Source organism: Microbacterium sp. R1 (assembly GCF_015159725.1).
Taxonomy (GTDB): domain Bacteria; phylum Actinomycetota; class Actinomycetes; order Actinomycetales; family Microbacteriaceae; genus Microbacterium; species Microbacterium oxydans.
In genome coordinates this window covers 17,501-30,345 of sequence record NZ_JADDUD010000005.1, presented here as the reverse complement: position 1 = coordinate 30,345, position 12,845 = coordinate 17,501, and the positions used below count along the sequence as shown (strand labels likewise).

At 68.6% G+C, this 12,845-nt stretch carries 13 protein-coding genes; all 13 read left to right on the top strand.

Translation table 11 applies throughout. From position 1 onward, the window contains the following. Window positions 1-24 precede the first annotated feature (24 nt). The 13 genes from ILP86_RS16995 (at window position 25) to ILP86_RS19950 (ending at window position 12,842) form a co-directional block, all read left to right on the top strand. Window positions 25-837, top strand: a complete 813-nt coding sequence (locus ILP86_RS16995; protein WP_045263330.1) for an RNA methyltransferase — start codon at window positions 25-27, stop codon at window positions 835-837. Between the two features lie 36 nt (window positions 838-873). After that, complete coding sequence (locus ILP86_RS16990) at window positions 874-1,545, top strand: response regulator transcription factor (protein WP_046749021.1); 672 nt, start codon at window positions 874-876, stop codon at window positions 1,543-1,545. Between the two features lie 3 nt (window positions 1,546-1,548). Beyond that, the gene (locus tag ILP86_RS16985) at window positions 1,549-2,925 is read left to right on the top strand and encodes a HAMP domain-containing sensor histidine kinase (RefSeq protein ID WP_141370103.1); all 1,377 of its coding nucleotides are present in this window, start codon (window positions 1,549-1,551) and stop codon (window positions 2,923-2,925) included. Beyond that, complete coding sequence (locus ILP86_RS16980; protein WP_193762520.1) at window positions 2,922-3,884, top strand: TAXI family TRAP transporter solute-binding subunit; 963 nt, start codon at window positions 2,922-2,924, stop codon at window positions 3,882-3,884. The genes ILP86_RS16985 and ILP86_RS16980 overlap by 4 nt, the downstream gene beginning before the upstream one ends. Before the next feature lie 250 nt (window positions 3,885-4,134). After that, on the top strand, window positions 4,135-4,884 hold the full coding sequence (locus tag ILP86_RS16975) for an amino acid ABC transporter ATP-binding protein (protein WP_082108708.1): 750 nt from the start codon (window positions 4,135-4,137) through the stop codon (window positions 4,882-4,884). A gap of 56 nt (window positions 4,885-4,940) precedes the next feature. Then, window positions 4,941-5,858, top strand: a complete 918-nt coding sequence (locus tag ILP86_RS16970; RefSeq protein ID WP_193762519.1) for a glutamate ABC transporter substrate-binding protein — start codon at window positions 4,941-4,943, stop codon at window positions 5,856-5,858. Between the two features lie 79 nt (window positions 5,859-5,937). Continuing rightward, window positions 5,938-6,585 (top strand): amino acid ABC transporter permease, encoded by a 648-nt coding sequence (locus ILP86_RS16965; protein ID WP_046749025.1) that lies wholly within the window; start codon window positions 5,938-5,940, stop codon window positions 6,583-6,585. After that, window positions 6,582-7,484, top strand: coding sequence for an amino acid ABC transporter permease (locus ILP86_RS16960; protein WP_193762518.1), 903 nt, complete (start codon window positions 6,582-6,584; stop codon window positions 7,482-7,484). Before ILP86_RS16965 ends, ILP86_RS16960 begins: the two co-directional genes overlap by 4 nt. Window positions 7,485-7,526: 42 nt before the next feature. Continuing rightward, on the top strand, window positions 7,527-8,567 hold the full coding sequence (gene pheS / locus ILP86_RS16955; protein ID WP_046749026.1) for a phenylalanine--tRNA ligase subunit alpha: 1,041 nt from the start codon (window positions 7,527-7,529) through the stop codon (window positions 8,565-8,567). Continuing rightward, window positions 8,567-11,086: a phenylalanine--tRNA ligase subunit beta gene (gene pheT / locus ILP86_RS16950; protein ID WP_193762517.1), complete on the top strand. Its 2,520-nt coding sequence runs from the start codon at window positions 8,567-8,569 to the stop codon at window positions 11,084-11,086. The genes pheS and pheT overlap by 1 nt, the downstream gene beginning before the upstream one ends. A 75-nt stretch (window positions 11,087-11,161) precedes the next feature. Continuing rightward, window positions 11,162-11,884: a DUF402 domain-containing protein gene (locus ILP86_RS16945; protein WP_052748799.1), complete on the top strand. Its 723-nt coding sequence runs from the start codon at window positions 11,162-11,164 to the stop codon at window positions 11,882-11,884. Further along, a complete protein-coding gene (locus tag ILP86_RS16940; RefSeq protein WP_308431970.1) occupies window positions 11,881-12,669 on the top strand; it encodes an NAD-dependent epimerase/dehydratase family protein in 789 nt (262 codons plus the stop codon). Before ILP86_RS16945 ends, ILP86_RS16940 begins: the two co-directional genes overlap by 4 nt. An 8-nt stretch (window positions 12,670-12,677) precedes the next feature. Next, complete coding sequence (locus ILP86_RS19950; RefSeq protein WP_308431969.1) at window positions 12,678-12,842, top strand: hypothetical protein; 165 nt, start codon at window positions 12,678-12,680, stop codon at window positions 12,840-12,842. Window positions 12,843-12,845 lie beyond the last annotated feature (3 nt).

Sequence of the window (12,845 nt, the reverse complement as noted above, 5' to 3'; positions counted from 1 at the left end):
CCGTGCGTTCCCTAGACTGTGATCGTGCTGGAGAACCCCCGTTCGCCCCGAGTCCGTGCTGTCGCGAAGCTGACCAAACGCAGCGCGAGGACTGAGACAGGCCTGTTCCTTCTGGAGGGCCCGCAGTCGGTGCGCGAGGCGCTCACCTACCGTCCCGAGGCGATCGTCGAGCTCTTCGCGACGCCGAACGGCTGGGAGCGGCACCCCGACATCCGCGCGAAGGCCGCAGAGGCGGACATCGAGGTCGAGTACGTCACCGAGTACGTGCTCAACGCCATGGCCGACACCGTCACACCGCAAGGCCTCGTCGCCGTCGTGCAGCAGACGCCGACGTCGGTGCGCGACATCTTCGACGCCTCGCCGCGACTGGTGGCGATCTGCGAGGAGGTGCGGGATCCAGGGAACCTCGGCACGATCATCCGGGCAGCGGATGCCGCGGGTGCGGATGCCGTCGTCCTGACCGGTCGCACCGTCGATCCGTACAACCCGAAGGTGGTGCGCGCGACCACAGGGTCCCTGTTCCACCTTCCCGTCTCGGTCGGGGGCGACCTCGCCGAAGTCGTGAAGCGTGCTCACGCCGCAGGTCTGCGCATCCTCGCGGCGGACGTGAAGGGCGATGACCTGTTGGAAGCGCGCGCGGAGGGCGTGCTGGCCGAGCCGACGGGATGGCTCTTCGGCAACGAGGCGCGCGGACTCGAAGACGAGGCGCTGGATCTCGCGGACCGCGTGCTCAAGCTTCCGATCTTCGGCCGAGCCGAGTCGCTCAATCTGGCGACGGCCGCCAGCGTCTGCCTGTATGAAAGCGCATTCGCTCAGCGGGCGACGTCCGTCGACTGAGGTGACGGACGCCGGGGGAAGCGGGAAGCGGAGTCGATGAGGATTCTGATCGTCGAAGACGACGACCGGGTCGCAGGCGCACTGGAGGCGTTTCTCGCCCGGTCCGGGTACGCGACCGTCCGCGCGGCGGATGGAGCGTCTGCGCTGGGTCTTCTCGGAGCGGACACCGAGGTGGTGCTGCTCGATCTCGGTCTGCCCGACGTCGACGGGGTCGACCTGTGTCGCCGGATCAGGGGCCGCTCCGAGGTCCCGATCGTGATCGTGACCGCCCGCAGCCAGGTCGCGGAGCGCATCAAAGGGCTCCGCGCCGGAGCCGATGACTTCGTGGTGAAGCCCTACGATGTGCACGAGCTCCTGGCGCGGATCGAGGCGGTCACACGGCGATCCAGGCCGATGAGGCCCGAGGCGGATGCGCGCGTCCTGCTCCACGGAGGCGGCGTGCAGGTCGATCTGATCGCTCGCCAGGTGCTGGTCGACGGCGCGGCCATCGACCTCACGCGCAAGGAGTTCGACATCATCGCCGTCCTGGCCCGCTACCCGGGAGTGGCGGTGCCGAAGGACCGGCTGATCCGCGAGGTGTGGAACACCGACTGGCGAGGATTCGGCCATTCTCTGGAGGTGCACGTCGGGGCGATCAGGAAGAAGACCGGGGTCCGCGGGGTCATCGAGACGGTCCGCGGGGTCGGCTATCGGCTGGCAGGGTCCTGAGTCGTGCGTCGTCGCCTCATCCTCGTGTTCCTGATACCGCTCGTCGCGATCCTGGCCGGACTCGGCGGTGCCGCGGGGTGGAGCGCCGCCCAGAGCGTGCAGCAGGCCTTCTATGCGCAGCAGATCGGCGACCTCGGCTACTTCGTCACGAGCGCGCGCCAGGCTCTGCGTTCCGGCAGTGCTGCCGTGATCGAGGCGGAGGTGGAGCGGTTCCGCGAGGTCTACGGGATCGAGGTGACCGTGTTCGATCTCGGGGGCGGCGTGTGGGCCGCAGCGGATCAGGACCCGGCGGTGCTTCGCGAAGACGATGCCGAGCGCGTCAAGCTGGCGCTCTCCGGTCGACGAGCCGAGCAGCCGACGGTGGTGTTCCCGTGGAGCGTCTCGGATTCCGCATTGGCCGAGCCGGTGTTCGATGACGGTGACGTGATAGGCGCCGTGCTCGTCGCCGGAGATGTGGCGGCTCCGCGCGCCGCGATCCTGCACCAGCTCCTGCTCATCTCGGCGATCGCGGGCGTGCTCATCGCGCTCGGCGTGCTCCTGGTTTTCCGGCTCGCGCGTTGGGTGCTCTCGCCGGTGCGCCGACTCGACGAGGCCATGGTCGCGATCGAGCGCGGCGAGATGGACGCGCGCGTTGCTGCGGACGACGGTCCGCCGGAGCTCCGCCGCATGGCGCAGGTGTTCAACGGCATGGCCGACGAGATCGAACGGGTGATGACGAGGCAGCAGGAGTTCGCGCTCAACGCCTCACACGAACTGCGCAACCCCCTCAATGCTCTGCTCCTGAGAGTGGAGCATCTGGCGACGGGACTCGGCGACGAGTGGCAGGGAGACGTCGAGGAGACGAGGGAGGAGGGGCGCCGGATGACCCGCATCCTCGAGACACTTCTCGGCCTCGCGCGCGGCGGCCGTGGCGACTCGACCATCTCCGCTGTGGATCTGGCGACTCTGGCCGCTCGTCGCCGGGAAGCATGGCGCGATGTCGCGGCTCAGCGCGGAGTCGGGCTGCGCTCCACCGGTGTGTCATCGGTGATGAGCGTGACCGACCGCACGATCGTGGAGAGCGCGCTGGATGCCGTGATCGACAATGCCGTGAAGTTCTCGCCCGAGGGGGCGCACATCGAGATCGGGGCAAGACGGGAAGGAAGCGTCTGTCGGATCACGGTCCGCGATCACGGTCCGGGCCTCACCGACGAGCAGGCAGCTGCGGCGACCGACCGGTTCTGGCGCAACGCCGACACCGGGGACACACCGGGGTCAGGACTCGGGCTGGCGATCGCGAGCGATCTGCTGGAGACGATCGGGGGAGAGCTGGCGGTCTCTTCGGCACAGGGTGGCGGACTCGAGGTCGCGCTCGTCCTGCACGACGGGTCCACGCCATGAGGTCGGCCGCCAGGGGACTTCTCGCGGGAGGACTCGCGTTCGTGCTGCTGACCGGGTTGACCGCGTGCGTCCCTCGCTCCGACGAGTGGAGCGACGTCGAGTACGCGATCGCCAGCGGGGGTTCGACCGGTGTGTACTACGACTACGGCAGCCACCTGGCGGAAGAGCTGTCGGACCGGCTGGACCTCCGGATGGTCGCGCAGGAGACCGCGGGATCGGTCGACAACCTGCTGCGGGTGAGTTCGGGCGAGGCCCTGCTCGGATTCGCGCAGGGGGATGCCGCCGCCGACGCGGTGTCGGGCACCGGCGCCTTCGAGCGGCCGTTGGAGGTGGAGGCTCTCGCCCGCCTGTACGACGAGTACGTTCAGGTCGTGGTGCGGGGGGATTCGGACATCGACGACATCGGCGATCTTGCAGGCCGCACCATCTCGCTCGGCGCCGAGAACTCCGGCGTCAACGTGATCGCCGGCCGAGTGCTCGACGCGGCAGGCGTCGCGTTCGATTCCGTCCGCGACCCCCAGCTCGACCTCAGCGCGTCGATCGGTGCGATGGAGCGTGGTGAGATCGACGGCTTCTTCTGGGTGGGGGGCCTGCCCACTCCCGGCGTGGCCGAACTGTCCTCGCGGGCTCCGGTGCGTCTGCTCCCGATCGAGCCCGAGTGGGTCAATGCCGTGAACGAACGGTACTCGCATGCCTATCGGCAGGCCGATGTCCCTGCGGGGACATACGGCCTACCGGACTCCGCGCCGACGATGGCCGTTCCCAACTATCTCGTCACCGCCGCGTCCACGCCGGATGCCGTCGTGCACGATGTCCTGGCCGGGCTCTTCGACGCGCGACTGCGCATCGCGGGGGAGGTGCCGACCGCGGCGCTGCTGGATCGGCGCTCGGCGATCTTCACCGGTCCGGTCCCTCTCCACGATGGTGCGATCGACTACTACCGCGACCTGCGCGGTTGACTGCTCAAGAAATCCTCAAGAAGTCTGACAGCGGGCCGGCGCTCTGCCATTGTGAGGTCGATCGCGCACGATCGTCGCCTGCTGCACAACTGTCGTTGGGGCATCGCAGCAGGACGATTCCGCGGCCCGTGGGGGCGGGCCGCGGGGTACCCATGCACAGCAGCATTGGTGCCGCGATCAGGTGATTACGAACGTGTAAATCTCACCGAGGTGCCTGGAGACCCGCGCCCGACGTGGCTAGTTTGGAGAAATGATGACCTCTGATACCCCGCTCGTCGTGGTCGAGAACGTCCAGAAGCACTACGGCGACTTCCAGGCGCTCACCGACATCGATCTGACCGTGAACTCGGGGGAGGTCGTCGTCGTGATCGGCCCGTCCGGCTCTGGGAAGTCGACACTGTGCCGCACGATCAACCGCTTGGAGACGATCACCAGCGGGAGCATCCGCATCGACGGCAAGGAGCTCCCGGCCGAGGGCAAGGGCCTGGCTCATCTGCGCGCCGACGTCGGCATGGTCTTCCAGTCGTTCAACCTCTTCGCCCACCTCACGATCCTCGAGAACGTGACTCTCGGACCGATCAAGGTGCGCGGCATCAAGAAGGCCGACGCCGAGAAGGAGGCGATGATGCTTCTCGAGCGCGTCGGCGTGGCCCAGCAGGCCTCGAAGCTCCCTGCCCAGCTCTCCGGTGGTCAGCAGCAGCGCGTGGCCATCGCCCGCGCTCTCGCGATGCAGCCCAAGGTGATGCTGTTCGACGAGCCCACCAGTGCGCTCGACCCCGAGATGATCAACGAGGTGCTCGACGTCATGGTCGAACTCGCCCAGGACGGGATGACGATGATCGTCGTCACGCACGAGATGGGCTTCGCGCGCAAGGCCGCCGACCGCGTCGTGTTCATGGCGGACGGACGGATCGTGGAGGAGGCGACTCCCGAGGAGTTCTTCACGCACCCGAAGAGCGATCGCGCCAAGGACTTCCTCTCGAAGCTCCTCACGCACTGACGCGCCCGCACACTCACACACAGACCCTGCACACACAGCACACGAAGGAGACGCACATGCGACGCACACGGACACTGGCAGGCATCGGAATCGCGGCAGCCGCGCTGCTGACGCTCACCGCCTGCAACAGCGGAACCCCGTCCAGCACGGGGGCCCCGGAAGGCGGCGACGAAGGTGACTCCTCCAGCAGCACGCCCTGGACCGTCCTGACCGACGTCAGCATCGACGGCAGCCCGACGTTCGACCGGATCGAGTCGTCCGGAAAGATCAAGGTCGGCGTCAAGGAGGACCAGCCCGGTCTCGGCTACCTCGACCCCGTGACCGGTGACCGCACCGGATTCGACGTCGACATCGCCCGCTGGATGGCGGCATCTCTCGGTGTCGACCCGGAGAAGATCGAGTTCCAGGCGATCGCCTCCGCGAACCGCGAGCAGGCCATCGTGAACGGCGACATCGACTACTACGTCGGCACCTACTCGATCACCGACAAGCGCAAGGAGCAGATCTCCTTCGCCGGTCCGTACTTCGTCACCGGTCAGGGCCTCCTCGTGGCAGCTGACAGCGATATCAAGAGCGTCGACGACCTCGACTCCTCGACGACCGTCTGCTCGGCGACCGGCTCGACGCCGATCCAGAACATCAAGACGAACTACCCCGACGTGCCCACCAAGGAGTACGACACGTACTCCAAGTGCGTCGAGGACCTGAAGAACGGCCAGGTGGACGCGGTCACCACCGATGAGGCGATCCTCATCGGCTACGCGGCTCAGGACCCGGACAACCTCAAGGTCGTCGGTGAGCCCTTCAGCGAGGAGCGCTACGGCATCGGCGTCGCCAAGGGCGACGACGCCCTCGTGGAGTACTTCAACACGCAGCTGACCGACGGTGGCGAGATCTGGCTGCAGATCTTCGACAACAACCTCGGTGCCTCCGGCGTCAAGGCGACGCAGCCCGAGGTCGACCCGGTCGGTTGATCTCCGCGGGGCGGTCGGCATGGTCGGCCGTCCCGCTCATGCAGGACACTTTCGAGAACCCGAATCGACAGGAGCAGCAGTGGGAGTCATCTCCGACCACCTCGACCTCTGGGGAGAGGCACTGTGGGGAACCATCGTGCTGTTCCTCGGCGGCGGCATCATCGCGCTGGTCCTCGGACTCATCGTCGGGGCCGCACGTGTCTCGCCGGTCCCGATCGCCCGCGCCGTCGGTGGCGTGTACGTGAACTGGATCCGCAACACACCGCTGACCCTGGTCATGTTCTTCTTCGCCTTCTGCCTTCCGATCCTGCTGGGGGAGCGGGTGAACTCCCTGCTGCTGGCCGTGATCGCGCTCGGCATCTACACCGCGACCTATGTGGCGGAGGCGCTGCGAGCCGGCATCAACACCGTGCCGGTCGGCCAGGCGGAAGCCGCACGGGCGATCGGCCTGAACTTCGGCCAGGTCATGCGCTACGTGGTGCTGCCGCAGGCGACGCGCTCCGTCGTCCCGCCCATGATGAGCGTGCTCATCGCCCTCATGAAGAACACCACGGTGGCCGCAGGGTTCTCGGTCGTCAACCTCGGCACCATCCGCGCGGCGCTCAGCGAACGCGGTGAGAACGCGCTCGTCGTGCTCCTGTGGGTCATGGTCCTGTTCGTGGTGCTGGTGCTGCTGCTCGCCTGGGTGCAGCGCGTTCTCGAGAACAAGTGGAGGATCGCGCGATGAGTTCCGTCCTTTTCGACGTCCCCGGCCCCCGTGCCGTCGCCCGCAACAGGCTCATCGGAGTCGCCACGGTGCTCGTGGTCCTCGCGGTGCTCGGCTGGGTGGTGTGGAGGCTGTTCGCCACCGGGCAGTTCTCCGCAGAGAAGTGGAACATCTTCACGTTCTCCGCGGTCTGGGTCCGCTTCGGCGAAGGCCTGCTGGCCACGCTGGCCGCGTTCGCGGTCGCCGGCGTCGGATCCATCGTCCTCGGTTTCCTTCTCGGCATCGGCCGCCTCTCGGAGCACGCCTGGGTACGTGAGCCGGTCCGGTGGATCATCGAGGTGCTGCGAGCGGTGCCCGTGCTCATCCTGATGATGCTGCTGTACTACGGCCTTCCGGTGATCGGCGTGAAGATGCCGCCGTACTGGGCCGTCGTGATCGCCCTGATCGTCTACAACGGCTCCGTGCTCGCCGAGGTGCTCCGTGCCGGGATCGAGTCGCTGCCCCGCGGACAGAAGGAGGCCGGTTACGCGATCGGACTGCGGAAGACCGGGGTGATGTACTTCATCCTGATCCCGCAGGCCGTGCGAGCCATGATGCCGGTGATCATCGCGCAGCTCGTCGTGGCGCTCAAGGACACCGCGCTCGGCTTCATCATCACGTACCAGGAGCTCCTCTACGTCATCAACCAGATCGGCAACCAGGCGCCCTACGGCTCCCCGCTGATCCCCGCGGCGATCGTCGGCGGATCGATGTACGTGGCCGTGTGTCTCCTGCTCTCCTACATCGCCTACCGCCTGCAGAAGCGTGCCAAGCGCTCGCCGAAGGCAGGGCTTGCGGTGCCGGATCCCCGCCAGCACGGAGGCGAGACCAACACCTCGCTCATCGTGCTGCAGGGAGATGGGTCCGAGAAGGCGCGCTGATCCGCGAAAGGGACCCGCACGCCCCCGGTAGACTCGATTCTCGTGTCAGAGTCTCCTGAAATCACCCCGGAAGCGGTCGAGTCCGCTGTTGCCGATGCCCTCGCGGCGATCGCCGCAGCCGCCGACACCGCCGAGCTGAAAGCAGCCCGCGCCGCACACGTCGCCGACGGATCGCCGCTCGCGGTACTGAACGCCTCGATGCGCCAGGTCGCTCCCGAGAACAAGGCCGCATTCGGAAAGCTCGTGGGCCAGGGGAGAGGGCAGGTGACCCAGGCGCTGGCCGCGAAGGAGGCCGAGCTCGCCGAGGCCGAGGTCGCCGCGCGCCTCGAGTCCGAGCGGGTGGACATCACCGCCGTGCCCTCGCGCACGCGCGTCGGCGCCCGACACCCGCTCACGCTCCTGCAGGACCAGGTGTGCGACATCTTCGTCGGCATGGGCTGGGAGATCGCGGAGGGACCGGAGCTCGAGCACGAGTGGTTCAACTTCGACGCACTGAACTTCGATGTGGACCACCCCGCACGCCAGGAGCAGGACACGTTCTACGTGGACCCGCCCTCGCGTCACCTCGTGATGCGCACGCACACGAGCCCGGTGCAGGTGCGCTCGATGCTCGACCGCGAGGTGCCCATCTACGTGCTGTGCCCCGGCCGGGTGTATCGCACCGACGAGTTCGACGCCACGCACCTGCCGGTGTTCACGCAGTTCGAGGGACTCGTGATCGACAAGGGCATCACGATGGCGCACCTCAAGGGCACGCTCGACCACTTCGCGAAGCTGCTCTTCGGCCCCGAGGCCAAGACGCGCTTCCGCACCAACTACTTCCCCTTCACCGAGCCGTCCGCCGAACTCGATCTGTGGCACCCCACCTTCAAGGGCGGTGCGCGCTGGATCGAGTGGGGCGGCTGCGGCATGGTCAACCCGAACGTGCTGCGCGCGGCAGGGATCGACCCGGAGGAATACAGCGGCTTCGCGTTCGGCATGGGCATCGAGCGGGGCCTGATGTTCCGCAGCGACGTCCAGGACATGCGCGACATGGCCGAGGGCGATGTCCGATTCAGCGAGCAGTACGGGATGGTGGTGTGATGCGCGTCCCGCTTTCGTGGTTGCGTGAGTACGTCGATCTGGCAGCGGACGCCACGCCCGAGGATGTCCTCGCGGCCCTGGTGACCGTCGGCTTCGAAGAGGAGGACGTGCACCGCTTCGACATCACGGGCCCCGTGGTGGTCGGCCAGGTCGTCTCGCTCGAGCCGGAGCCCCAGTCCAACGGCAAGACCATCAACTGGTGCCAGGTCGACGTCGGCGAGGCGAACGGCGGCATCCGTGGCATCGTCTGCGGCGCGCACAACTTCGTCGTCGGGGACAAGGTCGTCGTGACCCTGCCCGGTGCGGTGCTGCCCGGTCCGTTCCCGATCGCCGCCCGCAAGACCTACGGTCATGTGTCGGACGGCATGATCGCCTCTGCGCGCGAGCTGGGACTCGGTGACGAGCACAACGGCATCGTCGTGCTGTCCGACCTCGGCATCGATGCGCCCGTCGGCACCGACGCGATCGCCCTGCTCGGCCTCGACGACGTCGCGGTGGAGATCAACGTCACGCCCGACCGCGGTTACGCCTTCTCCCTGCGCGGGGTGGCTCGTGAGTACGCGCACGCGACCGGAGCGACCTTCCGCGACCCGGCGGAGCGTGACTTCGCCGAACTCCAGCCGGGCACCGGACACACGACCGTGGTCGACGACGTCGCACCTGTGCGTGGGAACGTCGGCGCCAGCGAGTTCGTGACCCGCGTCGTCCGCGACGTCGATCCCTCACGTCCGACTCCTCCGTGGATGGTGGCGCGGCTCAGCCTCGCCGGCATGCGGTCGCTGGGCGTGCTCATCGACATCACAAACTACGTGATGCTCGAGCTCGGACAGCCGCTGCATGGCTACGACCTCGACAAGCTCACCGGGGGGATCACGGTTCGCCGCGCACACGAGGGCGAGAGGATGACCACCCTCGACGGCGTCGAGCGCGCGCTGCACACCGAAGACCTGCTCATCACAGACGAGTCGGGTCCGATCGGCCTGGCCGGCGTCATGGGCGGCGGCACGACGGAGATGAGCGACTCCACCCGGAACGTGATGATCGAGGCGGCGAGCTTCGACCCGACCACGATCGCCCGTTCGGCTCGTCGTCACAAGCTGCCCAGCGAGGCGTCCAAGCGTTTCGAGCGCGGCGTCGACCCGCTGATCCCCTTCGTCGCGGCCCGGCGCGCGGCCGACCTCATGGTCGAGTTCGCCGGGGGCACGCTCACGGAGGAGGGCGGCGCGCTGTTCGCCGAGGTCTTCGTCGCGGAGATCGAGCTGCCCGCCGGCTTCGTGCAGGGGCTCATCGGCGTCGACTACACCGATGAAGAGATCACCGGTGCGCTGACGACGATCGGCGCGGAGGTCAGCCCTTCGACCGGCTCAGGGACCCAGGGCGGGTGGACGGTCATCCCGCCGACCTGGCGCCCCGACCTCACCGACAAGTGGACGCTCGCCGAGGAAGTCGCCCGCATCCACGGGCTCGACCGCATCCCCTCGGTGCTGCCGACGCCTCCCTCCGGGCGCGGCCTCACCGCGCACCAGCAGGGCCGCCGCCGCGTGGCCGATGCTCTGGCTGCTGCGGGGCTGGTCGAGACGCCGTCGTTCCCGTTCACCACGGAGGCGCAGAACGATCTGCACGGCTCCGCGTCGGGCGAGCACCTGCCGAGCATCCGTCTGGCGAATCCGCTCGACGGGCAGGCGCCGTACCTGCGCCGGTCGCTGATCCCCGGTCTGCTGCAGACCGCGCACCGCAACATCTCCCGCGGGCTCACCGACCTCGCGATCTTCGAGACCGGGGTGGTCTTCCTGCCCGAGCCGGGTGTGCAGTACGGCACCGATGAGGTGCCGCCGCTGGGGGAGCGTCCGTCCGACGAGACGCTCGCGGAGCTGAACGCCTCGATCCCGCCACAGCACCGGTTCGTCTCCGGACTCCTCACCGGCCATGTCGCACCGCGCCAGCCCGGTCGCCCCGCCGAGGCCGCCGGCCTCGTGGAGGCTCTGGACGCGGTCCGTGTGATCGTGGCAGCCGCCGGGGTCGACATCGACGTGCTCCAGGCCGAACGCGCCGCCCTCCACCCGGGGCGCACCGGGTCGCTCCTGGTGGCAGGCGAAGAGGTCGGATACGTCGGCGAGCTGCACCCCGCTGTCGCCGAGGGGGCCGATCTTCCCGGGCGCGCGACCGTGTTCGAGCTCGACCTCGACCGCATCCTGTCGCTTGCCGGCGGACGGGTCGTCGCGGCTTCGCTGTCGACGTTCCCCGCCGCTACGCAGGACGTGTCGCTCCTGGTTCCGGCCGGGGTCCCCGCCGCGGATGTGCAGGCCGCCCTCGCCGAAGGTGCGGGCACGCTGCTGGAGTCGGTGCGCCTCGTCGACGACTACCGCGGAGAGGGCGTTCCGGAGGGTTCCAAGAGCCTGACCTTCGCGCTGAGGTTCCGGGCGGATGACCGCACCCTCACCGCGGCGGAGGCCACGGAGGCCAAGCTCGCCGGAGTCGAGGTCGCTGCGCAGCGCTTCGGAGCGACGCTGCGCGACTGAGGATCGATCCGCGGTGTGAGGCGGACCGTGTCGTCGCTCGGACGATCCGGGCCGTCGCCGGAGTACCGTGGCGGGATGAGAATCCTCCCCCAGGGCACTCCGGCCGCCGTCCCCGACGGGGCGCGACCGCTCGGCGAGGGGCCGTTCCTCGAGCCCGGCGCGCAGATCGACTGGCATTATCGGAAACCGGGGTGGCAGCCGGGAGAGCCGTCCAGGATCTCGCCGATGCGCGTGGTCCGTGATGATGAGCGCGGTCTCGTGGCCTGGCTCGCTCCGGGGACCCTCCAGGAGGCGCCGGGATCCAGCGACGGTCAGCGCGTGCGGGAAGTGCCTCTCGCCCGGCGCTGGCTCGAGCCGCGGACGCGCATCGTGGAGCGCTGGCGGGGCAACGGGGTGCTGTGCATCGCCCCTGCGGGGATGCCGTGGTCGATCTGGCTGTTCTGGAGCGACACCACCGGGCCGGACTGGGCGTTCTCCGGGTGGTACGTGAATCTCGAGAACGCGCATCTGCGGACAGACCGGGACACCTTCTCGTCCGACCATATCCTCGACGTCGAGATCGATCCGGCGGGCGGCATCCACCTCAAGGACGAGGATGAGCTCGTCGCCGCGATCGCCCAGGGACGGCTCAGCTCCGAGCAGGCCGCGCAGATCGAGCGGCACGCGGACGCGGCCATCGCGTCGTTCGAGGCCGACGACTGGCCGTTCGACTCCGCGTGGACCCGCTGGCGGCCCGACCCCGCCTGGACGGTTCCGGTGCTGGCAGGCCTTGACCGGTTGGGTGCAGGCACACCATGACGGATGTTCTGATCCTGGGCGGCACCGGGTGGCTCTCCGGGCGCATCGCCGGTCACTGGCGCGACCACGGAGCCACGGTCACCTGCCTCGCTCGAGGCACACGGCCCGCGCCGGAGGGAACGGTCCTGGTGCGTGGCGATCGCGAGGAGGCTTCGACCTACGCCGACCTCGCACGACGGGAGTGGGACCACGTCGTCGACATCTCCTCCCAGGCGGCGCATGTCGATCGGGCAGTCGAGATGCTGGGCGATCGAGCGGCACGATGGACGTACGTGTCATCCGTGTCGGTGTACTCCGATGACGAGACGGTCGGTGCGGACGAATCGGCTCCACGACACCCGGCGGCGGTTCTCGGCGACGAGTACGAGTACGCGGCGCAGAAGGTCGCCGCCGAGGACTCCGTCGCCCGATTGGGGGAGCGGGCACTCGTGGTGCGTCCCGGCCTGATCGTGGGCGACGGAGACCCGAGCGACCGCTTCGGCTACTGGAGTGCCGCGTTCGCTCGTGCCGACGCTGACGCCGTGCTGCTGCCCCCGCTGGACGGGCGGAGCGCTCAGTTGATCGACGTCGACGATCTGGCGGAGTACATCGTCACCGCGCGAGGCAGCGGACCGTCAACGCCGTCGGCGACGAGAGGCCTCTCGCGGATGTGCTGCGGATGGTCCGCGCTGCATCCGGGCACACCGGGGCGACCGTCGTCGCGGACGAGGAGTGGCTCATCGCGCGTGACGTGGACCACTGGGCCGGCCCGCACTCCCTGCCGCTGTGGCTCCCGCCCGAGATGACGGGATTCATGACCCGCTCGAACGCGGCATTCCATGAGACCGGTGGGATGCTCCGTCCGCTCGTCGACACGATCGAGCGCGTGCTCGCCGACGAACGGGAGCGCGGACTCGACCGCGAACGACGTGCCGGGCTCACGCGGGCGCAGGAGCGGGCGCTGCTGGCCGATCGATAGACT

Excerpts from the sequence above, each read along its gene's own strand:
- ILP86_RS16990 (WP_046749021.1), top strand. The coding sequence starts at position 874 with ATGAGGATTCTGATCGTCGAAGACGACGACCGGGTCGCAGGCGCACTG.
- ILP86_RS16980 (WP_193762520.1), top strand. The coding sequence starts at position 2,922 with ATGAGGTCGGCCGCCAGGGGACTTCTCGCGGGAGGACTCGCGTTCGTG.
- ILP86_RS16975 (WP_082108708.1), top strand. The coding sequence starts at position 4,135 with ATGATGACCTCTGATACCCCGCTCGTCGTGGTCGAGAACGTCCAGAAG.
- ILP86_RS16970 (WP_193762519.1), top strand. The coding sequence starts at position 4,941 with ATGCGACGCACACGGACACTGGCAGGCATCGGAATCGCGGCAGCCGCG.
- ILP86_RS16960 (WP_193762518.1), top strand. The coding sequence starts at position 6,582 with ATGAGTTCCGTCCTTTTCGACGTCCCCGGCCCCCGTGCCGTCGCCCGC.
- pheT (WP_193762517.1), top strand. The coding sequence starts at position 8,567 with ATGCGCGTCCCGCTTTCGTGGTTGCGTGAGTACGTCGATCTGGCAGCG.
- ILP86_RS16945 (WP_052748799.1), top strand. The coding sequence starts at position 11,162 with ATGAGAATCCTCCCCCAGGGCACTCCGGCCGCCGTCCCCGACGGGGCG.
- ILP86_RS16940 (WP_308431970.1), top strand. The coding sequence starts at position 11,881 with ATGACGGATGTTCTGATCCTGGGCGGCACCGGGTGGCTCTCCGGGCGC.
- ILP86_RS19950 (WP_308431969.1), top strand. The coding sequence starts at position 12,678 with ATGACCCGCTCGAACGCGGCATTCCATGAGACCGGTGGGATGCTCCGT.